General features: G+C 67.4%; 20 protein-coding genes. 10 read left to right on the plus strand and 10 right to left on the minus strand.

Annotated features, from left to right (window positions below; all coding sequences use genetic code 11):
* Position 1: 1 nt before the first annotated feature.
* From nuoL to ON22_RS13625, 5 genes are all read left to right on the plus strand, one after another.
* Entirely contained in the window at positions 2–1,888 is a 1,887-nt protein-coding gene (nuoL, locus tag ON22_RS13605) for an NADH-quinone oxidoreductase subunit L (RefSeq protein ID WP_033241822.1), read from the plus strand.
* Positions 1,885–3,507 carry an NADH-quinone oxidoreductase subunit M gene (locus ON22_RS13610; protein ID WP_033241821.1) on the plus strand — a complete coding sequence of 541 codons (1,623 nt, stop codon included), beginning with the start codon at positions 1,885–1,887 and terminating at the stop codon, positions 3,505–3,507. Before nuoL ends, ON22_RS13610 begins: the two co-directional genes overlap by 4 nt.
* A complete protein-coding gene (nuoN, locus tag ON22_RS13615; RefSeq protein ID WP_033241820.1) occupies positions 3,497–5,119 on the plus strand; it encodes an NADH-quinone oxidoreductase subunit NuoN in 1,623 nt (540 codons plus the stop codon). The genes ON22_RS13610 and nuoN overlap by 11 nt, the downstream gene beginning before the upstream one ends.
* A gap of 144 nt (positions 5,120–5,263) precedes the next feature.
* Entirely contained in the window at positions 5,264–5,614 is a 351-nt protein-coding gene (locus ON22_RS13620; protein WP_033241819.1) for a hypothetical protein, read from the plus strand.
* Between the two features lie 78 nt (positions 5,615–5,692).
* Entirely contained in the window at positions 5,693–6,772 is a 1,080-nt protein-coding gene (locus ON22_RS13625) for a phosphotransferase (protein WP_033241818.1), read from the plus strand.
* 16 nt (positions 6,773–6,788) lie between these two features.
* Here ON22_RS13625 and ON22_RS13630 read toward each other — a convergent pair whose 3' ends face one another.
* A complete protein-coding gene (locus ON22_RS13630; RefSeq protein ID WP_033242392.1) occupies positions 6,789–7,988 on the minus strand; it encodes a PucR family transcriptional regulator in 1,200 nt (399 codons plus the stop codon).
* A 168-nt stretch (positions 7,989–8,156) separates the two neighbouring features.
* Here ON22_RS13630 and ON22_RS13635 point away from each other — a divergent pair, with 168 nt between their 5' ends.
* A complete protein-coding gene (locus tag ON22_RS13635) occupies positions 8,157–9,872 on the plus strand; it encodes an aldehyde dehydrogenase family protein (RefSeq protein ID WP_051157598.1) in 1,716 nt (571 codons plus the stop codon).
* Positions 9,873–9,892: 20 nt separating this feature from the next.
* A complete protein-coding gene (locus tag ON22_RS13640; RefSeq protein ID WP_033241817.1) occupies positions 9,893–11,491 on the plus strand; it encodes a GMC family oxidoreductase in 1,599 nt (532 codons plus the stop codon).
* A 9-nt stretch (positions 11,492–11,500) separates the two neighbouring features.
* Here ON22_RS13640 and ON22_RS13645 read toward each other — a convergent pair whose 3' ends face one another.
* Complete coding sequence (locus ON22_RS13645; RefSeq protein WP_033241816.1) at positions 11,501–12,598, minus strand: DUF4185 domain-containing protein; 1,098 nt, start codon at positions 12,596–12,598, stop codon at positions 11,501–11,503.
* A 708-nt stretch (positions 12,599–13,306) separates the two neighbouring features.
* Positions 13,307–14,008: a class I SAM-dependent methyltransferase gene (locus ON22_RS13650; protein ID WP_033241815.1), complete on the minus strand. Its 702-nt coding sequence runs from the start codon at positions 14,006–14,008 to the stop codon at positions 13,307–13,309.
* A gap of 466 nt (positions 14,009–14,474) precedes the next feature.
* Here ON22_RS13650 and ON22_RS13655 point away from each other — a divergent pair, with 466 nt between their 5' ends.
* A complete protein-coding gene (locus ON22_RS13655) occupies positions 14,475–15,224 on the plus strand; it encodes an MHYT domain-containing protein (protein WP_231507994.1) in 750 nt (249 codons plus the stop codon).
* Positions 15,225–15,236: 12 nt separating this feature from the next.
* On the opposite strand, the gene ON22_RS13660 is transcribed toward ON22_RS13655, so the two are convergent.
* From ON22_RS13660 to ON22_RS13680, 5 genes are all read right to left on the minus strand, one after another.
* Positions 15,237–15,725 carry a DUF1269 domain-containing protein gene (locus tag ON22_RS13660; protein ID WP_033241814.1) on the minus strand — a complete coding sequence of 163 codons (489 nt, stop codon included), beginning with the start codon at positions 15,723–15,725 and terminating at the stop codon, positions 15,237–15,239.
* Between the two features lie 32 nt (positions 15,726–15,757).
* Positions 15,758–16,096, minus strand: coding sequence for an SHOCT domain-containing protein (locus ON22_RS13665; protein WP_033241813.1), 339 nt, complete (start codon positions 16,094–16,096; stop codon positions 15,758–15,760).
* A gap of 10 nt (positions 16,097–16,106) precedes the next feature.
* A complete protein-coding gene (locus ON22_RS13670) occupies positions 16,107–16,535 on the minus strand; it encodes a DUF6325 family protein (RefSeq protein WP_033241812.1) in 429 nt (142 codons plus the stop codon).
* A 104-nt stretch (positions 16,536–16,639) separates the two neighbouring features.
* Positions 16,640–17,053: a DUF7144 family membrane protein gene (locus tag ON22_RS13675; RefSeq protein WP_033241811.1), complete on the minus strand. Its 414-nt coding sequence runs from the start codon at positions 17,051–17,053 to the stop codon at positions 16,640–16,642.
* An 87-nt stretch (positions 17,054–17,140) separates the two neighbouring features.
* Complete coding sequence (locus ON22_RS13680) at positions 17,141–18,106, minus strand: DUF389 domain-containing protein (protein WP_033242389.1); 966 nt, start codon at positions 18,104–18,106, stop codon at positions 17,141–17,143.
* A 292-nt stretch (positions 18,107–18,398) separates the two neighbouring features.
* Here ON22_RS13680 and ON22_RS13685 point away from each other — a divergent pair, with 292 nt between their 5' ends.
* The gene (locus ON22_RS13685) at positions 18,399–18,632 is read left to right on the plus strand and encodes a metallothionein (RefSeq protein WP_033241810.1); all 234 of its coding nucleotides are present in this window, start codon (positions 18,399–18,401) and stop codon (positions 18,630–18,632) included.
* Positions 18,633–18,666: 34 nt separating this feature from the next.
* On the opposite strand, the gene ON22_RS13690 is transcribed toward ON22_RS13685, so the two are convergent.
* Entirely contained in the window at positions 18,667–19,518 is an 852-nt protein-coding gene (locus tag ON22_RS13690; RefSeq protein ID WP_033241809.1) for a hypothetical protein, read from the minus strand.
* 112 nt (positions 19,519–19,630) lie between these two features.
* On the opposite strand from ON22_RS13690, the gene ON22_RS13695 reads away from it, so the two are divergent.
* Positions 19,631–20,596 carry a phosphatase PAP2 family protein gene (locus ON22_RS13695; protein ID WP_033241808.1) on the plus strand — a complete coding sequence of 322 codons (966 nt, stop codon included), beginning with the start codon at positions 19,631–19,633 and terminating at the stop codon, positions 20,594–20,596.
* A 15-nt stretch (positions 20,597–20,611) separates the two neighbouring features.
* Here the strand turns inward: ON22_RS13695 and ON22_RS13700 are convergent, their stop codons facing one another.
* The gene (locus ON22_RS13700) at positions 20,612–21,205 is read right to left on the minus strand and encodes a TetR/AcrR family transcriptional regulator (RefSeq protein ID WP_033241807.1); all 594 of its coding nucleotides are present in this window, start codon (positions 21,203–21,205) and stop codon (positions 20,612–20,614) included.
* Positions 21,206–21,271: the final 66 nt, after the last annotated feature.

Consider the following 21,271-nt stretch of genomic DNA (forward strand, 5'->3'; position numbering starts at 1 on the left):
TATGGATACAGCAACGCTGTGGCTGCTGCCCGCCCTGCCCCTCGCCGGCGCCGCCGTACTGCTGCTCACCGGCCGTCGCGCCGATGCCTGGGGCCATCTGCTCGCGACCTTCGCCGCGCTCGCCTCCTTCGCCGTCGCGATCGTGGCGTTCGTGGGGATGCTGGGCCGCGCCGATCCCGACCGCGCGGTGGCGGCGGATCTGTTCAGCTGGGTTCCGGTGGCCAGGCTCCAGGTCGATTTCGGGCTGGCACTGGACCAGTTGTCGATTTGTTTCGCCCTGCTCATCACCGGCGTCGGCTCGCTGATCCATATCTACTCCGTCGGCTATATGAGCGACGACCCCGGCCGCCGGCGCTTCTTCGCCTATCTCAACCTGTTCCTCGCGGCCATGCTGCTGCTGGTGCTGGCGAACAACTACCTCGTGCTGTATCTGGGCTGGGAGGGTGTCGGTCTCGCCTCCTACCTGCTGATCGGCTTCTGGTATCACAAGCCGACCGCGGCGACGGCGGCCAAGAAGGCGTTCGTGGTGAACCGGGTCGGTGATATGGGGCTGGCGCTGGCCATGATGGTCATGTTCGCCACCTTCGGCTCGGTGGATTTCGACGCGGTCTTCGGATCCGCTTCCGCCGCGAGCGATACCACCCTCACCGCGATCGGGCTGCTCCTGCTACTGGCGGCCTGTGGTAAATCCGCCCAGGTACCGCTGCAGTCCTGGCTCGGTGACGCGATGGAGGGCCCTACCCCGGTGTCGGCGCTCATCCACGCCGCCACCATGGTCACCGCCGGCGTGTACCTGATCGCCCGCTCCAATCCGATCTACAACCTCGCGCCCACCGCGCAGGTCGCGGTGGTGCTGGTGGGTGCGGTGACCCTGCTGTTCGGCGCGATCATCGGCTGCGCCAAGGACGACATCAAGAAGGCGCTCGCCGCATCGACCATGAGCCAGATCGGCTATATGGTGCTGGCCGTCGGCCTCGGCCCCGCCGGTTACGCGGTGGCCATCATGCATCTGCTGACCCACGGCTTCTTCAAGGCCGGCCTGTTCCTGGGCGCCGGGTCGGTCATGCACGCCATGGACGACGAAACCGATATGCGCCGCTACGGAGGTCTGCGCACACTGCTGCCGATCACCTATATCACCTTCGGACTGGGGTATCTCGCGATCATCGGCGTACCGCCGTTCGCCGGGTTCTTCTCCAAGGACCGCATCATCGAGGCAGCGTTCGCCGCCGAGGGGGTCGCGGGACCGATTCTGGGCACCGTCACCCTGATCGGCGCCGGGCTCACCGCCTTCTACATGACCCGGGTCATGCTGCTCACCTTCTTCGGTGAGCGCCGTTGGAAACCCGATACCCACCCGCACGAATCCCCCGGGGTAATGGCCGGCCCGATGATTCTGCTGGCGCTCGGTTCCGTCGGTGCCGGTGCGGTCTTCGTCTGGGGTTCGTCACTGCAGAACTGGCTGGCCCCGGTCGTCGGCGAACATCACGGCGAACCCGCGCTGCCGGTGCCCGTGATCACCGCGCTCGCGCTCGGGGTGGTCGCGGTCGGAATCGGGCTCGCCTACCGGCAGTACGGTCGCGCGAAGGTACCCGCCACCGCACCGGACGCGGTTTCCGCACTGACCGTGGCCGCCCGTCGGGACCTCTACGGGGACGCGGTCAACGAGGCGGCGTTCATGCGGCCCGGGCGGCATCTCACGCGGGCACTGGTCTATCTCGACAACCGAGGTATCGACGGACTCGTCAACGGCTGCGCCGCCCTCATCGGCGGACTGTCCGCACGGGCCCGACGGATCCAGACCGGGTTCGTCCGTTCGTATGCCCTGTCCATGTTCACCGGCGCGGCCCTGGTGGCCGCCGCCCTGCTGGCCGTAAGGATCTGGTGAGCGCCGTGCCCTGGTTGACCGTGCTCTGGCTGCTCCCCGTAGTGGGCGCGGCAGTTGTGCTCCTGCTGCCCGCCGGCCGAGCGAACCCGGCCCGCTGGACCGGACTGGTGTTCGCAGTGGCGACCCTGGCCGTGGCGCTCGGCGTCGCCATGGCCTTCCAGCCGGGCGGGGAACAATTCCAGTTCGTCGAATCCCATACCTGGATACCGGCGTTCGGCGCGGGCTATACCCTCGGCGTCGACGGAATCGCGCTGGTGCTCACGCTGCTCACTGCCGGCCTGGTACCGCTGCTGATCATCGCGGGTTGGCACGACGACCGCGAAGTGGGCTCCGGAAAACGCGCGGCGCATATCTATATCGCCCTCACGCTGTTGGTCGAAGGCATGGTGCTGGTCTCCTTCCTCGCCCTCGACATCCTGCTGTTCTATGTGTTCTTCGAGGCCATGCTCATTCCGATGTATTTCCTCATCGGCGGGTTCGGGCCCCGTACCGACAGCGCGCCCGCCCGGCAGCAGCGTTCACGGGCCGCGGTGAAGTTCCTGCTGTACAACCTGCTCGGCGGGTTGATCATGTTGGCGGCGGTGATCGGTCTCTACGTTCTCACCGTCCAGCAGGGTCTCGGCGCCGAGGGAGCGGGCACGTTCGATCTGCGCACGGTGGTGGCGGCCGCGAACGCCGGCGAGCTCGGCGCCGGGCCGGCCGTGCTCAATGCCCTGTTCCTGGGTTTCATGTTCGCGTTTGCGGTGAAGGCGCCGCTGTGGCCGCTGCACACCTGGCTGCCGGATGCCGCGGTCTCCGCGACACCGGCCAGCGCGGTGCTGATGATGGCGGTGGTGGACAAGGTCGGCACCTTCGGCATGCTGCGCTACTGCCTGCTGTTGTTCCCGGCCGCCTCGGATACCTACGCGCCCTTGGTGATCGCCCTCGCCGTGATCGGCATCCTCTACGGTGCGCTACTGGCCATCGGGCAGACCGATGTGATGCGGCTGATCGCCTACACATCGATCTCCCATTTCGGTTTCATCGTGCTCGGTATCTTCGCGATGACCAGCCAGAGCCAGACCGGCGCCACCCTGTACATGGTGAACCACGGTATCTCCACGGCGGCGTTGTTCCTGGTGGCCGGATTCCTGGTGTCCCGCCGGGGCAGCCGGCTCATCGCCGACTACGGCGGTGTGCAGAAGGTGGCGCCGGTGCTGGCCGGAACGTTCTTCATCGCCGGCCTGGCCACGCTGTCGCTCCCCGGTCTCGCACCGTTCGTCAGTGAATTCCTGGTGCTCATCGGCACATTCAGCCGCTACCAGGTGGCCGCGATCCTCGCCACCGGGGCCCTGGTGCTGGCCGCGATCTATGTGCTGTGGCTCTACCAGCGGATGATGACCGGGCCGGTGGCGAAGGGCAACGAGGGGATCCGCGATCTGGTGCCCCGGGAACTGGTCGTGGTGGTGCCGCTGGTCGGTGCCCTGATCTTCCTCGGGGTGTATCCGAAGCCGGTACTCGATTTCATCGATCCGGCGGTGCATCAGACCCTCACCACCATCGGCAGTGTCGATCCCCCACCGCCGGTCCCGGTCCAACCGGAGGCGGCGAATACCGGAGGTGTGCCCCATGAGCGCTGATCCACGCGGCAGTGAGATCCTGGCCGCCTCGATTCCCGCGCCGAGTATCGAATACCACGCACTGGCCCCGATTCTGATCGTTTTCGGAGCTGCCGTGCTGGGCGTTCTCGTGGACGCGTTCCTTCCGCGCTCACGCCGGTATCCCACCCAGCTGGCGCTTACCCTCACCGCGCTGGTCGCCGCGTTGATCGCGGTGGTGCTGCTGTCCGGAACCAGGATGACCGCCGTCGCCGATGCGGTCGCCGTCGACGGGGTAACACTGTTCCTGCAGGGCACACTGCTGGTCGTCGGCATTCTGGCGGTGCTCTTCGTCGCCGAACGTGGACCGCTGCCCCGGCCGCGGTCCGGCCCCGGTACCTGGAGTCGTGCCGCCGCCGTCCCCGACTACGGAATGGACGCGTTCACCCCGCAGGCATCCGCGGTGCCCGGTAGCGGCACCGAACGGTCCGCGGCGACAGCGGGGGTCACACCCACCGAGGTGTTTCCGCTGCTGCTCTTGGCCCTGGGCGGGTTGCTGCTGTTCCCGGCCGCGAACGATCTGCTCACGATGTTCGTTGCGCTCGAGGTGCTCTCGTTGCCGCTGTACCTGCTGTGCGGGCTGGCACGCCGGCGCCGGTTGCTCTCGCAGGAGGCAGCGCTGAAATACTTCCTGCTCGGGGCATTCTCGTCGGCGTTCTTCCTGTACGGGGTGGCGTTGCTCTACGGCCAGGCCGGGACCGTCCGGCTGACCGGTATCGCCGAGGCGCTCGCGGCCGAATCCGGTTCGCCCACACTGGCGCTGCTCGGTATCGCGATGCTGGCGGTGGGTCTGCTGTTCAAGATCGGCGCGGTCCCGTTCCAGGCGTGGGTGCCCGATGTGTACCAGGGCGCGCCCACGCCGATCACCGCGTTCATGGCAGCGGCCACGAAGATCGCGGCGATCGGCGCGCTGCTGCGGGTGCTGCAGGTGGGGGTCGCCGAGATCGCCGACGATTGGCGTCCGGTACTGGCCGCCGTCGCCGTGGCCACCATGGTGGTCGGTGCCGTAGTGGCCATCACCCAGACGGATATGAAACGTATGCTCGCGTATTCCTCGATCGCGCATACCGGTTTCCTGCTGACCGCGCTGGTCGCCGCGAACGACCGCGGTATCTCCTCGACGCTGTTCTATCTGTTCGTCTACGGATTGGGCACGTTGGGCGCATTCGCTGTCGTGAGTCTGGTGCGAGAACCCGACGGTACCGAAGCCACCGCACTGGCGCGCTGGGCCGGTCTCGGCCGCCGCGCGCCCTGGCTCGCGACGGTATTCGCCCTTCTCCTGCTGTCGTTCGCCGGGATTCCGGTCACTGCCGGTTTCGTCGCCAAGTTCGCGGTATTCCAGGCAGCGGCCGCGGGTGACGCCGGGTTGCTCGTGATCGTGGGTGTGCTGGCCAGCGCGGTGGCCGCGTTCTTCTATATCCGGGTGATCGTGCTGATGTTCTTCACCGACCCGCCTGCGGATGCGCCGGTCGTGGTCCGGCCACCGGCCACCATGGCGTCGATCGTGGTCGCCGCGGCGGTCACACTGGCGCTGGGTATTGCGCCACAACCGCTGCTGGACATGGCCGGTCGCGCCGCGGAGTTCGTCGGGTGATCCGGCCGCGGAGGCGGTATCTGCCCGTCTTGCGGGACAAGGTGACAGGAAGGCAGGCGCATACGGTCCGCGGCCGGCGGGAGTCGATACCTATTTACGACTCTATGTAGTAGCCGGCCCCGGGATCGAGTAGCGTTCCGTCGTATGGAAATCGTCTACAACGTTGTGGTCGTCACCCATCTACTCGGGATGGCGGCCGTGGTCGGCGGATACGCCTCCGGGCGGCCCGCGGTCAACGAGGTGATGGTCTGGGGCGCACGAGCCCAGCTCATCACCGGGATAGTCCTGGTCGGGCTCGCCGAATCGGTGTCCTCGCTGGACAAGGACCTGGACATGATGAAGATCGGGATCAAACTGGTGATCTCGGTACTGGTGGCCGCGTTCGCGGAAATGGCACGGGCCGATCTGAAAAAGGGCAAGGACGCGGCCTGGATGCCGGATGCGGCCGGCGGGCTCGCGATCGTCAATGTGCTGATCGCGGCGCTGTGGACCTGATTCCGACTGTGCAGTAACACCAACAGTAATATCTTCGAACGGCGAGTGCGGCGGCCGGTCGCGCGGTAGCGTTCGGCCATGGCGGATCCTCCGGACCTCGCGGTCGTCTCGCAGCCGGCCGATCTCACGAATGCCTGGCTGACGACCGTGCTGGGCGCCGCCGTTCTCGGCTTTTCGTACGAACGTATCGGCACCGGTCAGGTCAGCGATTGCTATCGAATCGCCGTCCACTACGCACCCGGCTCGGCCGGGCCCGCATCGGTGATCCTGAAAGTCGCCTCGGCAGATCCGACCAGCCGGCAGACCGGGGCGGCGATGGGGTTGTACGACAGCGAGGTGCGCTTCTACCGCGAGCTGGTGCCGCACCTCGGCTCCGGTCCGGTTCCCGGTTGCTATCACGCCGCCATCGACGCCGGTTCCGGTGCCTTCGATCTCGTACTCGAGGATGCGGCGCCCGCCGTGGCCGGTGACGAGATCCGTGGCGCCACTGTGGAGCAGGCGCTGCGCGCGGTGACCGAGCTCGGCCGGCTGCATACTCTCGCCGCGGCGCGGCCGTCGCTGACCGAAGCCGGCTGGCTCGAACGCGGTTCCCTGTTGAACGCCGAACTGCTGGCGCAGCTGTACACGCTGTTCCTCGCTCGGTACCGCGAATACCTCTCGGGCCCACAGCGTTCGGTATGCGATTCACTGGTCACCGCGTTCGACCACTACCTCGAGCTGATGAATGCAGAGCAGCGCGGCCTCGTGCACGGTGACTATCGCCTGGACAATATGTTGTTCGGGGCGCCGGGGTCGGCACGGTCGCTGACGGTCGTGGATTGGCAGGGGGTGATGGTCGGACCCGCGCTCACCGACCTGGCCTATTTCCTCGGCGGCGCCCTGCCCCCCGAGCTCCGCCGGACCCACTACGACGAACTTCTGCGGGCCTATCACGCGGCGCTGGGCCCGGAACCGGCACGGACCCCGAAGCAGATCCGGGAAGCGGTGCGCCGGCAGAGTTTCATGGGCGTGATCATGTCGATCGCCGCCTCGGTCGTGGTGGAACGTACCGACCGCGGCGACGAGCTGTTCCTGACCACCCTGTCCCGGCACTGCGACCATATCCTCGATACCGGCGCATTACCCCTGCTGATCACCGGCAGCACGAACGCGGGCTGACCGGCCCGCCCGCGGTTCAGGCTTCCCGGTCGGTCCCCAGCAGCGACCAGGCCTCCAGCGCCAGATACAGCTCGGCAGACTGGCGCGGATCGGTGGTGTCCCGACCGGTGAGATCGCGGATCTTCCGCAGCCGGTAACGCACCGTATTGCGGTGGCAGTGCATGGTTTCCGCCACCGCCGCGGCCGAACCGCCGCAGCGATACCAGGCATCGAGGGCCGCGATCAGATCGTCACGTTCGGGAGCGGGCAGCTCCAGGACGGGGCCCAGGATCTGCGCGGCTGCCCGCCGCCCCGCCGCGGGCACGGCGATGAGCAGGTGGCCGACGGGTTCGTCACCGAAGCGCACCGCACCGGTCGCGCCGGCGCGGACCGACCGTGCGGCCAGCCGTGCCTCGGTGAGCCCCGCGGGAATGGCCTGAGATGCCCAGAACACGCTGCTGATACCGACTCGGTCGGCCACGATCGAGGAGATCGTCGTGGCCGCGCGATCGATCGCGGCCGGTGCGGCCGCGGACAGCAATCCGATATACGCGTCGATCTGCGCATCCCAGACCGACCTGATACCGAGGCCGTCCAGCGCCGCGGCGAGCTTCGCCGGTAAGGGTGCGGTGGGTTCGGTATCGATGGCGACGACGGCGAACGCACCCCGTTCCGGGAACCCCAGTGTCCGCAGGACGTCGAGCACCCGGGCCGGGTTTCCGGAATGGTCGTCGAACAGGGTCCGGATGAGCCGGCTCTGGATCTGGGCGTCGGAATGTGCGAGCAGGACCTCGGTATCGCGGTAGGCCTCGACGGCCGCGTCGGAGTACAGATCGATGAGTTCCCACAGATGCGTGGCGAGATCGTGCAGCCGCGGATCGCCGGGCCCGTCCGAGCGCGCGGTCAGTTCTTCCCAGATGAGCCGGCCGCCGAGCCGGTAGGCATGTAGCAGGGCGGCGATCGGAATGCCCTGTTCGGCCTTCAGGCGCCCGGCCGCACGGGCCGGTTGCAATCGGAACGGGTGCGTACCGGCCAGGGCGCCGATCACCGATCCCAGGTTTTCCCGGCAGGTGTGCGCCAACTGGTCCTCGGTCAGCAGCCCGGATTCGCTGTAGGAAGGGTCTGCCGCGGCAATGCGGCCCACGAGAATACCGGTCAGCACCTCGACCGCATCCGACAGCCGGGCGGCCAAGGCCGACGCTTCGGGTGCGGGTGTCACGGGTGCAGGCATCGTCATATCTGGCAGTGTACGCATAAGAGAGTGACCCACACCACGCCGTAATTGTGCGCAGGCACAAATCCGAAGGGTCAGGTCCGCAACAGCGACACATACCCTTCGGTCGTGAGCACAGTCACACTCATCAGTGTCCGGATAACCGCGCGATTCTCATCAACGGAGTGCACCGTGCAGAAAGAACAGGCCGCCGCGGCCGATACCGTGATCGACGACGCCGTCTCCGACCTTGCCCGGGGCGAGCAGAAATGGTCCCGGCTACCGCTCGCCGGCAGACGCGCCCTGCTCGACCGGATCCGCGCGCTGACCGGGCAGCATGCCCAGGAATGGGTCGATGCCGCCGCACGGATCAAGGGACTGGATACCTCGTCACCGCTGGTGGGCGAGGAATGGATGTCCGGACCCTATGCGTTCGCGACCGCTCTCGCCGCCGTCTCGCACACTCTGGAATCGCTGGAGCAGGGCGTGAGCCCGCTCGCGAAGGCGACGTTCGGTGCCGCCGGTAATCAGGTGACCGTCCAGGTACTGCCCACGGGCCTCTACGACGAACTGCTGCTCAGCGGCTTCAGCGCCGAGATCTGGCTGCAGCGCGGCGTGAGCTCGGCCGCGGCGCGGGCCAATGCGGGTCTCGCTCAGTTGGACCCGACCCGTACGCACGGTATCGGCGCCGTGCTCGGCGCGGGCAATATCAGCTCGATCGCACCGCTGGACACGGTGTACGAGCTCATCGCGCACAATCGGGTGGTCGCGCTGAAACTGAATCCGATCACCGATCCGCTGCTGCCGGTTTTCGAGAAGATCTTCGCGCCGCTGATCGACCTCGGGGTGGTGCGCATCCTCACCGGTGGCGCCGATATCGGCGGACGCCTGATCGCCCATGAGAAGGTCGCCCACGTCCATATGACCGGCAGCGCCGCGACCCACGACGCGATCGTCTGGGGTACCGGCCCGGACGCCGCCGCCCGGAAGGCCGCCGGAACACCGCTGCTGGACAAGCCGATCAGCAGTGAACTGGGCGGCGTCTCCCCGACGATCGTGCTGCCCGGCCGGTGGAGTGCGGCCGATCTGCAGTTCCAGGCCGAACATATCGCGACCCAGCGGCTGCACAACGGCGGCTACAACTGTGTGGCAGCGCAGGCGGTGATCGTCTCCGCCGAGTGGCCGCAGAAGGATGAATTCCTGAAGGCGCTGGCCGCTGCCCTGGACCGGGCGCCGGCCCGCCGCGCCTACTACCCCGGCAGCGACGACCGGGTGGCCGGGGCGCGCGCTACTTATCCCGACGCCCGGCGGCTGGGCACCCAGGGCGAGCGCGCGCTGGTGACCGGACTCGATCCCGCCGCCGCGGAGGCGCTGTACTCGACCGAGTATTTCGCACCGGTTCTCGGCGTCGTGGAACTGCCGGGAACCGGTGCCGCCTTCGCCGGTGCGGCGGTGGATACCGCGAACGAACGGCTCACCGGCACTCTCGGGGTCAATATCGTCGCGCATCCGGACACCATCGCCGACCTCGGCGCCGAGTTCGAGGACCTGATCGAACGGCTGCGTTACGGCACCGTCGCGGTCAACGCGTGGACCGCGGTCGGCTACCTGACCCCGACCGCGAGTTGGGGCGCCTACCCCGGCCATACCCTCGACGATGTCCAGAGCGGTATCGGCGTCGTACACAACGCCTGGCTGATCGATCGGATCGAACGCACCGTCGTCCGGGGGCCGTTCCGGCCCGCGCCGCGTTCACTGCTGAACCGGGAATTTGCGCTGACCCCGAAACCGCCGTGGTTCGTCACCAACCGGACCGCCGCGCAGACCGGCCGCCTGCTCACCGCCTTCGCCGCCGAACCGCGCTGGTCGCGGCTGCCCGCCATTTTCGCATCCGCCCTGCGCGGCTGACCCACGACTGGAGCACACCGATGAAAGCAGATACGGCTCTGCCGTCCACCGCCGATTACGTCGTTGTCGGCACCGGTTCGGCCGGCGCGGTCCTGGCCGCCCGGCTGAGCGAAGATCCGGGTAACGAGGTCGTCGCGCTCGAGGCGGGCCCGGAGGACAGCAACCGGTTCGCACATATCCCGGCCGCGTTCTCCAAGCTCTTCGGGGGCGAATGCGATTGGGGATATCTGACCACCCCGCAGTCCGAACTGGGCAACCGCCAGATCCTGTATCCGCGCGGGAAGCTGCTCGGCGGCTCGTCGTCGATGAACGCCATGATGTGGGTGCGCGGTTTCGCCGCCGACTACGACGAGTGGGCGGCCGCGGCCGACGATACCTGGTCGTTCGCCCATATCGTCGAGTATTTCAAGAAGATCGAAGCCGTCGAGGGTGCGTCCGAACCCGACGAGGGCCGGTCCGGGCCGCTGCGGGTCTCGCACCAGCGCACCGCGAACCCGTGGACCGGGAAGTTCCTGGCGGCTGCCGAGCTCGCCGGATTCAAGAACGAGCGGGCCAATACGGCCCAGCCGGAAGGCTTCTCCCAGACAATGGTCAATCAGAAACGCGGGGCGCGGTGGAGCACCGCCGACGCGTATCTGAAACCGGCGCGGCGCCGGCACAATCTGACCGTCGTCACCGAGGCGCAGGCGAACCGGGTCCTCTTCGAGGGGGCCCGCGCCGTCGGTGTCGAATATCGCAAAGATAATCGAGTTTTCACTGTCCGGGCCCGGAAAGAGGTCGTCCTCTGCGGCGGCGCAATCAATACCCCGCAATTGCTGATGCTCTCCGGTATCGGTGACGAACAGCAGTTGCGGAAGCACAATATTCCGGTGTTGCACCATATTCCGGATGTCGGCCGCAATATGAGCGATCACCTGGTTTCACTCATCGGTTTCGGTGTCGATTCCGGGACCCTCTTCGATGCGGAGAAACCGCGCCAGCTGCTCGATTATCTGCTGCGGCGCCGCGGATTTCTCACCTCGAATGTCGGTGAGGCGTACGGTTTCGTGCGCAGCCGGTCCGATCTCGAATTGCCCGATCTCGAACTCATTTTCGGCCCCGCACCGTTCTTCGACGAAGGGATCGGGGTGGCCCCGGGCCATGCCGTCGCACTCGGGCCGATCCTGCTGCGCCCGCGCAGCCGCGGAACGGTCACCCTCACGGGGGCCGACCCCGCCGCCAAGGTCCTCGTGGACCCGAAGTACCTGTCCGACAGCGAGGGCGCCGATCGTGCCGCGATGCTCGAGGGGCTGCGGATCGCGCACCGGATCGCCCGCACCTCACCGCTGGGGCCCTCGCTCGGCGCGTTCCTGCAGCCCAAACGGGAGCGCGAAACCCTCGAAGAAACCCTCGAAGAGGCACTCACCTGGTATTCCCACACCCTGTATCACCCGGTGGGTACGTGCCGGATGGGCAGCGATTCCGGAAGTGTGGTGACACCGGAGCTGAAGGTGCGCGGCGTCGAGGGATTGCGGGTGGCCGACGCCTCGGTGATGCCGGCGATCATCCGGGGCCATACCCACGCGCCCGCGGTGGTGATCGGCGAGAAGGCGGCCGATCTGCTCGCAGCCGCTCGCTGAATCCGCCGTTCAGGCCGATAGGCCCGTCCACTGCGTGGCGGTGTACGGGCCGGAGCCGGCGATACCGGTCCACCGGCTGATCACCGCGGTCAGGTTGTCGGGCGAGGACGACCCCGGGTGCAGATAACCACCGTAGAGGTTCGGCAGTTGCGGACGGCCCGCGTGCGCCGGCGAGGCCGTGGCGTCGTGCACGACCTGTGTTTTCGCAGCGGACCACGGCGCATCCGGGCGCGGCGCGGTACGGGTACGCACACTCAGGTCGGTGCAGTCGAAGTACGACATCACATAGACCGGACCGATACGTTTGACAGAGAACTCGCCCAGGTTGTTCCCGGGGCCGAAGATCGGGGTCGGGGCGTGCTGGGCAGCGGGATACCAGCCCCACTCTCCGTCGACATGCGCCCAGTTCTGCTGGGCGGCGAAATCGCCGTGGAAGAAGTCGGCGGGGTCGTAGCGGAAGAGCTGGATACCGCCGCGGTCGTGGCGGAAATGGTGGCTGCCGTTCCAGGGCTTGGCGAAGATGTACAGGTAGCCGTCCGGGTCGATACCGGCGAATGTCCACATACCGTAGGGATTCCCGTTGATACCGAGCGCGGCGCCGTGCCAGTGGTGCGGGAAGTCCCGCCACGTGACGCCGTAGTCGTCGGAGTAGGCGATTCCCGAGAACGCGGAGCCGTCGGTATCGGAGTTCGGCGGGACCCAGGTGTGGACGGAGGTGTACTGGACGAAGGTGCGACCGCCGAATTCGATGGCATCGTTCGGGATACGCGAGACCTCCGTGACACCGAACCCGTTGTCCGCGCGGTGCCGGTAGTCGAACAGCTGTCCGGCCGGCCGGTCTCCCGGCAGCGGGCGGGTGAATTCGATGGGGTGGGCGCCGGACGGGTCGAAATCGTCCTCGACCAGGATAAGCGGGGAACCGAGGTAATCACCCGATTGTCCCGGCCCGCGCCAGCAGTCGCCCCACAGATAACCCCAGGTGCCGTCGTGGACGCGCCGATACGGGATACACAGGTCGCCGGACCCGAGTCCGCATCTGCTCGCCGAGTCGGCGGGTTCGTCACACAGCGGCGTACCGCTCAGAGCAAAATCGTCGATTTCGGACATCTGCCCCAGGATAGCCGGTACGGTCGGTGGCCGAATATCCGGTGCCCCCAACGGTATTGATATCGGGAATATCCCAGGCGACTTCGGCAGATAAAAGAACAGCCCGCCGGATTTCCGATCCGGCGGGCTGTTCATGCAGGTCTACCTGCGTACACGAGCCACTTGTCACTCGGCGGAGAAGCTCGTCAGATCGCCGAATCCGCTGAAGATGCTCCCGAACGCACCCAGCAGAGTCCCGAGGTTTCCCAGGTCGACAGAACCCATTTCCTTCTCCAATCAATCATCCAACCGATGACGCCCTGTGCGCCGTCCACATTGGTAGTGCCGTAATACAAACGTACCCGCTCCGTTTTGCAAACGTGATACGAAACCGAGGTTAATAGAAATCAAATTCGAGCGCGATTCGAATTCGATCCATGGAATTACACGAGTGTATTACACCGAATTATCCTGCGCGCGCCGAACACTCGGATAATTACGGAAATAACGGATATTTCCGAAATCTGTAGCCCTCGAGCCACGAGTCCACCCGCACCCGCCGCCAGGCGGCAGCGCGAATCACCGGCACCTTCCACTACAGAAGGTGGCGGCCCCGGTCGTTCGACAGGAGCCTGTTGCCGCCCTCCCGCCGCCACCGCTCGGGCGCCCGCCCGCAACCTCGAAGCGCCCGAGCGACCCGACCCCTGGCCGAGCCCTGAAGGAGCCGGATCAGCCCAGATGCGCCGAGAGCAGCCAGGCGGGCACCGACTTGCGGCCGTGCGGTTCGTCGCGCATGGCCTCCGGCCGGAAGCCCGGGGTGCCGGCCGGGGCCTCCAGCGCGGCGGCGGGGATCTTGCCGTGAATCCGCGCGGGTTCGATCTCGTCGACCACCCAGTACTTCGAGACCGCCGTTCGCAGCTCGTCGGCGGAGACCGGCGCCGGTCCCGGCCCCGAGACCTCGGAGAAGGCGGCCCGGTCGAAGACCAGGGCGAAGTAGGAGGCGCCCGGCGCGGCGGCTCGGGCGATCGAACGCAGGTAGCCGTCTCGCGCCTCGACCGGTATCGAATGGAACAGCGTACTGTCGGCCACGGTGCCGAACCGCCCGTCGTAGCCGGTGAACGAGGTGATATCCGCGACCTCGAACGTGGCATTGCCCAGTCCACGGCGGCGAGCCTCGGCGCGGGCGAATTCTATCGCGGTCGGCGCGAGGTCCAGCCCCACGGTGGTGTAGCCGCGGGCCGCGAGGTCCAGCGAGATTGCGCCCTCACCGCATCCGGCGTCGAGAATTTCGCCGTGGAACCGCCCCTGTTCGATGAGCGCCGCGAGCGCGGGTTGTGGTTCCCCGATACTCCAGGGTGGTGCGGCACCCTGCCCGAACGGCCCGCCGGTGCGGTAGATGTCCTCGAATTCGAACCCACCCGGAGTAGTCATACCCAATGACTATCAGCCAAGCCTGCCGGTGTACATGTAACCATTCGGCGATATCCGCCGATACTCACCGACAGGCCCCCACAGGAGGCCGGCCGTTACGAGGCTCCGACGCAGTTCGAGAGTCTCTGGTTATGCAATGGCTACCTCAGGCGTCGGATCGACTGACAGGTTCCTGTGTCGAACCCCCGGGCGCCCGCGCCGCCCCCGGACCGAACAGATAGGCCACCGGGGGGGCGCGAATCATCCGACGAATAGCCAGTTTTCGCCACAACCCCTTTCCGTGGATCAGCAATCCCGCGTTCCGGCAACCTCGTTCAGGGAACGCAATATTGCGTATTCACAATGCGCAAGCAGCAGGTGTGACGGATGACACCGCAAATCGGCAAATAATCAGCACACTCCTCCGATCGCCCTGTCGTACTGTCTATCTCACACAACAGGACCGGGAATTCCGGCGGAAAATTGGATGGACATGCTTCACCTGGAACACTTCGCGCTGGGCTGGCTCACGCCGGCGCTGGCGTATTTTCTCTCGGCCACCGGCTGCGCCATCGGACTTCAGTGCACCAAACAGGCCCGCCGGGGCCGTCGCCGGCTCGGCTGGCTGATCATGGCCTCGATCGCCATCGGGGGTACCGGTATCTGGGTCATGCATTTCGTTGCGGTGCTCGGTTTTTCGATCGACGGCGCCCAGATCCGCTTCGACGTCCCGCTCACCGTACTCAGCGCGGCCCTCGCGATCGGGGTCGTCGGCGTCGGCCTCTACCTGGTGAGCACACCCGGTTCCGGGCTCGCCACCCTGCTCACCGGCGGAGTGATCACCGGCCTGGGAATCGGTGCCATGCACTACACGGGTATGGCGGCGATGCAGACCGACGCGCAGATCGACTACGACCCGGTTCGTATCGCCCTCTCCCTGCTGATCGCCATGGGCGCGGCCACCGCCACCCTGTGGTTCAGCCTGCGCTCCTGGGGTGCGGTCTCCACGGTGAGTGCGGCCCTGGTGATGGCGGCGGGCGTGGCGATCATGCACTACACCGGCATGTCCGCGATGCACGCCCATGCCTCGACCCACTCCGCGGAGCCGCAGGGCGCCGAAGCGCTGGAGGTACTCGGCCCGCTGATCGGCGCGCTCAGTGTCGTCACCGTCGGGCTCCTCATCGGCATCAGTATGACGCTGACGGATCCGCACCGGACGTCGGCACAGGAGCGCTGAGACCTCTCGGATTCACTCGGCGAACGCCTGGCGCAAATTCTGCTCCTGCTCATGGGACAGGTTGGTGGATACCAGTTCCGGGCTCTGCCCGTGGAATTCGTCCCGGACCCGATCCATCACGGCATCCGAGCTGAGGACGAACAGCGCCGACGTGCCCGGCGTGATCCGGGTGGTCACTTCCTTGATGAACTTGTCGTCGATACCGACATCGGCCAGCGCACCGGCCACCGCGCCCACCCCCGCGCCGATAGCGGCCCCGATCAACGGGACGAAGAACGCGATCCCGAACAGCAGCCCCCAGAACACGCCACCCAGTGCGCCGGGCCCGGCGAGGCTGCGCAGCTGCCGTGTTTTCGGCTTAGCAGCCTCCGGTGGCCAGCTCACAACAGCGGCATCGTGCAGCATGATGAGTCTGCGGCGGCGCAGATCCTGCAGCGTGGCGACAGCGGTATCGGCTCCGGTCTCGGTCGGGAACTTCCATACGGTCAATGTTCCGGCCATAGCAGCCTCCTCACGTCACCGGGGCACAGCCGTCAGCCGAGCAATTGCCTTTTCGCCGCGGCGAATTCGTCCTCGGTGAGGACACCCGAGGCGTGCAGTTCACCCAGTCTGTGCAGCTTGTCGACCAGATCCTCCGATTCCGCCGCCGCCGGCGACGGAGCCGGCCGGGCGTACGGATCCGGTTGACCGTACTGCTGCGGAGGGGGCGGCGGCGCCTGTTGCGCCGCGTAGGCCTGGCTCTCCACGGCCCGCCGCTGCGCGTGCCGATCCACCGCGTTCGCCGTGGCACGGGCAGTACCCGCCACCACCGCGGTGCGGGCCACCGTGCCGAGCAACCCCGGCCGGCCGATACGTCCTGCACGGAACACCATGGGATTCTCCTTATCGAGTGGCCGCCGACAATGCCGCCGCCACGGCATCCCGGGGTATCTGCACATGCAGCGCGACCTCGCCACCGGCACCGCGTACCGTGCCGGCCAGCTTGCGGGCCCAGGTCTCCTCGTAGGCGATCACGACGGCGGATGTTCCGGGTTCCATCGCGGCCCGGACAATGTCGAGGTCCTCGTCGCTGACCAGGCCCCGGGAATCCACGGTGAGCCCGTCGAGCCCGATATCGGTGAGCGATTCGTCCACTTCCACCTGGCCGAGTTCGCCCTTCTCGTCCATGGCCAGATAGATGAGGTCGAGGACCGTGACATAGCCGCGGTCCACCACCTCGGCGAGCGCGGAGGTCACCGACCGGTCGATCCGTGCGCCGGGGAAGGAGAGAACGACCAATTCGACCGGGCCGAGATCCGATGTGTAGGTCATGACGTCATGGTGGCGCTCCGGCCACCGCAGACGCATCACCCGCCGCGGATGAGGTCGCCCGGCCGGGCGACGGCTCTCGCGCACCCGGGTCGCGCGGCCCCGGCTCATCGGCGATCCGGGGTCCAGGTGGTCACGGCCCAGATCACCACGACGTCGAGGGCGATCACGAGAATCGACCACCACGGGTAGTACGGGAGCCACAGGAAGTTCCCGATGATCGACAGAGCGGCCAGGAAGACCGCGGTGACCCGCGCCCAGACCGCCCCCGCCAGCAAGCCGACGGCCGCGATCACGATCAGCGCGCCCACCACGATATGTACCCAGCCCCAGGTCGTGGTGTCCAGCTGGTACAGGTAATCCCGGCCTTCGACGAAAAGGTCGTCGGCGGCGACGGCGGAACCGCCGGCGAGGATGGACAGCACCCCCACCGTGAGCAGCAGCACCGCGACCCCGAGGGAGGTCACGGCCGCCACCCCCTGTACGACCGGATTACGGGACGAACCTGTCGTCTGCGTCATGAGTCCTCCTCATCCGATCCCCCATGGACAGATATGCCGTATCCGCGACGGCGGCGCGTCACCCGGGGCGGATGAAGTCGCCGGGCCTCAATTCGCGATCCGGCTACCGACCGTGTGCACGATGACGACGTCGGGATGCCAGGGCACCAGATCGTGCACCGACCGTTCGAGGCTTCCGGTAGGAGGTAGCTCGCCCGGCGACAGCACTTGGATCGTCGCGGTATCCGATTGCAGGCTGACATCGGTGACCTGCGCGCCGGGCATATCCGCCAGCCAGTTCCGGGCCGCGTCGGCGATCTGGTCGGCCCACAGCGAGGACAGCGAATTCACCACCATCGGGACGGCGACCACGATCAGCCCGGCCGCCAGCACCGCGTATGCACGTCCACGCCGCCGGGCACCGGCACCGGCTTCGGCCGGATACCCGGTGATCACCAGCACCACGGTGGCGGTGATGACCATGGCAACCATATTCGAGGCGAACAGGACGAAAGCACCCAGCGCCAGACCCGGAGCATTCGACCCCAGGCACACCCCCACCACCGCCAGCGGCGGAACGAGCGAAATCGCAATGGCCACCCCGGGCAGAACATCGCCGACATCGCGCCGGATGATTGCCACAACACCCACCAGCCCGGTGGCCAGCGCTGCCGTGAGATCCATCAGTTTCGGTGACGTACGGCCGATCACCTGCGAGTTCGACAGCACATTCGTCGGGTTCGGCAGTACCTGCGCGAACAGGAAACCCACGAGAACGACCAGAACGATCCCGGCCAGGACGAGCAGCAGGCTACGGGCGACGAGCTCCCCGCGGCCGGTGGCGATACCGAGCCCCACACCCAGGATCGGCACCGACAACGGGGCGACGATCATCGCGCCGATCACGGTCGCGGTCGAATCGCCGACCACCCCGGACGCGGCGATGATGCCGGACAGGGTCAGCATGATCCAGAACGCGGAACGCTTCGTGGTCGTTTCCCCGATACCCAGGTCGAGCCGGTCGGTGAGTTCGTCGAGCGTCCGTCGTTGGCTTGCGGGGACCAGCAGTGACATGGGCGTGACCTCGATCCGGTTCCGCGCGGCGCACGAGCGGCGTCGTGTCCGACCTTCGGCCTGCTCGAATATCCGTCGATTGTGCCCAGCGGGCCGCGGAACAGCCTCATCCAGGAAGGGTGAAACCAGCGCGCGACGCGCGGGGTGATCAACCATGGTCGGGTCGACGACGCAGCCCTCGGCATGCCCGTTCAGGGCGTGTTTGCCGGGCACCGGGCCGGGTACGGCGCCGATGACACCCGGCCGGTGGCACGGTCCCGCGCCGGCCGACAACGCCTGGGAGGTGTGGATGATGGCCATCTGTGTTACCTGCGGCAACGACTACGACAAGACGTTCACTGTCAGCCGCGACGGACAGTCGTGGATATTCGACAGTTTCGAATGTGCCGCGAGCGAACTCGCACCGGTCTGCGCGCATTGCGGCTGCCGGGTCCTCGGCCACGGTGTCGAGGCGGCGGAACAGATCTTCTGCTGTGCGCACTGTGCGCGCCGGGCCGGGCACGGCGCCCTGGCCGATCACGCGTAGATCAGCGCCGTGCGAGAGCGCCCCTGGGCAGCGCTCACTCCAGCCGCCGGCGTGCCCGTTCCAGTTCGGTCGTCGCGCTGCGGACCTCTTGGCGGGTGGCGCGTTCGGCTCGCCGCGCGAAACGGTGCTGTTCTTCGACGGCGGCCAGGTCAGCCCGGAGTTCCGCGAGCCGCTCCTCGCTGCGCCGGAGTTCCTCGGCGGCCTGCCGGGCGTCGCTTTCGGCGGCGTCCAGCGCACGTTGCGCCTGCTGCTCGGCGGCCCGTAGCTCCTCCGCTCGGCGTTCCCGGCGGCGCGCCTCACCGTCATCGGGACGCTTACCGCCCGAGCGCTTCGAGGACACTTTCCGACTGCGGGGCTCGTTCTGCGCCTCGGCGGTGTCTTCGTCCTCCCGCACGACGGTGAGATCCGGCCCCACGGGGCCGAAACCCGAGTAGTTCGCCGCCGAGGTCAGCGTCGCCGTGCGGACCCGTTCGGCGATCTCGGGGTCGGCGAGGGCGGCGGTGAGGGTCTCGCCGACCTGGCGGAGAACGGTATCGCCCACCGGCTGTCCGTGCTCGTCGGCGACCGTCGCGGCCCGGGCGGCGAGCGCGTCGACCACCTGCCGGCGCTGCGCGGTGAGGGATCGCAGTTGTTTCCCGGACAGTTCCCGCTGCGCGGTACGCAGATCCGCACCCAGCCGCAGCAGTGCGGCGATTTCGTCGGGTGCCGCGCGCACCAGCATGTTCACCGTCCACGCGGCCACTGTGGGTTTGCGCAGGGCTGCGATATCGGCGGCCAGTTCCTTGTTCCCCGCCTCCTTCGCGGCACGTACCTGTTCGTTGCGCGCGGCCACGAACTCCGCGGGCGTTCGCCCGTACAGATCCGCGGCCACTTCGCCCAGGCTCATACCGCCCGAGCCTAATGCGCGCGGCGGCGGGAACGGCCGCGGATGGGCGGTGGATGTCATTTCCCGGCGGCCGCCCGTTCACCCCGCGGACGACTGATGGAAAACTGGTGAGATGGGTGCCCCCGCAATCGAGGCGCCGACCGGGCAACGGCCGCGTTGGCTGCTGCGCAGCAGTGTGTGGTCGGCCTATCTGCTGGCATTGGCGGTTGTCACCGTCGTGTTCGGACTGCCGACCGACCGGATATATCAGGCCGTCTGGATCATCGTCGGAATCGCCGCGTTCAATCCGGATCGACCGTGGCGCGACCACGTGCGCACGCTGATCGATTGGGTTCCGCTCATCGCCGCGCTGGTGGTCTACGACCACACCCGGGGTATCGCCAACACCCTCGGAATGCCGGTGCGGGTGGAGGAATTGGTGACGGCGGAAAACTGGTTGTTCGGTGGCACGATCCCGACGGTGTGGTTACAGAACCACCTGATCCACGAGGGTGTGCAACCGTGGTGGACCCTGTTGACGGGGATCGTCTACACCAGCCATTTCGTTCTTCCCTGGCTTATCGCGGCGATCTTCTACGTACAGGCGCGCGAACGCTGGTCGAAGTACATGCGCCGGATCGTGCTGCTGTCCTATCTCGGGTTGCTGACCTATGTGCTGCTGCCCGCCGCTCCCCCGTGGTACGCGGCCCGCGAGGGCGTGCTCGGCGCCGAGGTCTATCGGGGAACCGGGTTCGGGTTCCATCTGGTGTCGGTGGATGTCAGTGGGGACTGGCTTGCGGCACAGGGCAATCCGGTGGCGGCCCTGCCGTCGTTGCACTCCGCGTTCGCCCTGCTGGTGACTGTCGCGCTGTGGCCCTTGGCCCGGAACTGGTGGTGGAAGATCCCCCTGGCGCTGTTTCCCTTGGCAATGGCTTTCACGCTTGTCTACGGCGGCGAACACTATGTGGTCGATGTGCTGGCGGGTTGGGCGTATGTCGGGCTGACGATTCTGCTGGCCCGCGCCTGGGAGCGGCGGCGTAAACCGGCCGGACCACCGGCCGAGCCCGAGCCCGAGCCGGACGCGCAACCGGCGCCGTAAACCACCCGGCGGGCCCTATTCCTGTCCGGCCCACGGGGCCAGCAGCAGGCTGCAGGCCCGGCGCATATCGGCCGCGGCCTCCGCCGCCCCCAGCTGTCCGGCGGTGGCCCAGGTCATGATGCCGTACGCGGTTTGTTCCACCAGCCGTGCGAGCTGGTGATCGCCGGCGTCCGGGTCGGTGATACCGGCGACGGTGATGATCCGGTCCCGCATCGTGACATCGCCGACCACCGCGCCGGCCGAGCGCACCGCATTGGCCGAAACCAGCATGGCGCGGCCCAGCAAGGGGCGCCGGAGCAGCTCGACCACCGCGGTCTCCAGGAAATCCGCCACCGCACCCACCGGGTCGCCGGGCTTTTCCGGGGGCTCGGGCAGATCCTCGACAGCGGCCGTCAGTACGCCCCAGTAGAGGTGATGTTTCGACGGGTAGTAGCGATACAGTGTGCCGAGCGCGACCCCGGCGGCCGAGGCGATCTCCGACATCTGGACCCGTTCCAGCCCTGCGGCGGCCCCCAGCCGGGCGGCCGCGCGCAGGATGGCGCGCCGGCGTTCCTGCTGCCCCGTGGTGGACGGTTGCCCGGGCTCACGGGGCTCCGCTATCCGTGGCACGGCCCACCTCCGATCGAAAAACTAGAATTCACTCTAGCAGGCGGCCCCCTGGGCGGACCGTGTCCC

It is taken from the genome of Nocardia carnea NBRC 14403 (assembly GCF_000308515.1).
GTDB lineage: Bacteria > Actinomycetota > Actinomycetes > Mycobacteriales > Mycobacteriaceae > Nocardia > Nocardia carnea.

Excerpts from the sequence above, each read along its gene's own strand:
- nuoL (WP_033241822.1), top strand. The coding sequence starts at position 2 with ATGGATACAGCAACGCTGTGGCTGCTGCCCGCCCTGCCCCTCGCCGGC.
- nuoN (WP_033241820.1), top strand. The coding sequence starts at position 3,497 with ATGAGCGCTGATCCACGCGGCAGTGAGATCCTGGCCGCCTCGATTCCC.
- ON22_RS13620 (WP_033241819.1), top strand. The coding sequence starts at position 5,264 with ATGGAAATCGTCTACAACGTTGTGGTCGTCACCCATCTACTCGGGATG.
- ON22_RS13625 (WP_033241818.1), top strand. The coding sequence starts at position 5,693 with ATGGCGGATCCTCCGGACCTCGCGGTCGTCTCGCAGCCGGCCGATCTC.
- ON22_RS13630 (WP_033242392.1), bottom strand. The coding sequence starts at position 7,988 with ATGACGATGCCTGCACCCGTGACACCCGCACCCGAAGCGTCGGCCTTG.
- ON22_RS13640 (WP_033241817.1), top strand. The coding sequence starts at position 9,893 with ATGAAAGCAGATACGGCTCTGCCGTCCACCGCCGATTACGTCGTTGTC.
- ON22_RS13645 (WP_033241816.1), bottom strand. The coding sequence starts at position 12,598 with ATGTCCGAAATCGACGATTTTGCTCTGAGCGGTACGCCGCTGTGTGAC.
- ON22_RS13650 (WP_033241815.1), bottom strand. The coding sequence starts at position 14,008 with ATGACTACTCCGGGTGGGTTCGAATTCGAGGACATCTACCGCACCGGC.
- ON22_RS13655 (WP_231507994.1), top strand. The coding sequence starts at position 14,475 with ATGGACATGCTTCACCTGGAACACTTCGCGCTGGGCTGGCTCACGCCG.
- ON22_RS13660 (WP_033241814.1), bottom strand. The coding sequence starts at position 15,725 with ATGGCCGGAACATTGACCGTATGGAAGTTCCCGACCGAGACCGGAGCC.
- ON22_RS13665 (WP_033241813.1), bottom strand. The coding sequence starts at position 16,096 with ATGGTGTTCCGTGCAGGACGTATCGGCCGGCCGGGGTTGCTCGGCACG.
- ON22_RS13670 (WP_033241812.1), bottom strand. The coding sequence starts at position 16,535 with ATGACCTACACATCGGATCTCGGCCCGGTCGAATTGGTCGTTCTCTCC.
- ON22_RS13675 (WP_033241811.1), bottom strand. The coding sequence starts at position 17,053 with ATGACGCAGACGACAGGTTCGTCCCGTAATCCGGTCGTACAGGGGGTG.
- ON22_RS13680 (WP_033242389.1), bottom strand. The coding sequence starts at position 18,106 with ATGTCACTGCTGGTCCCCGCAAGCCAACGACGGACGCTCGACGAACTC.
- ON22_RS13685 (WP_033241810.1), top strand. The coding sequence starts at position 18,399 with ATGGCCATCTGTGTTACCTGCGGCAACGACTACGACAAGACGTTCACT.
- ON22_RS13690 (WP_033241809.1), bottom strand. The coding sequence starts at position 19,518 with ATGAGCCTGGGCGAAGTGGCCGCGGATCTGTACGGGCGAACGCCCGCG.
- ON22_RS13695 (WP_033241808.1), top strand. The coding sequence starts at position 19,631 with ATGGGTGCCCCCGCAATCGAGGCGCCGACCGGGCAACGGCCGCGTTGG.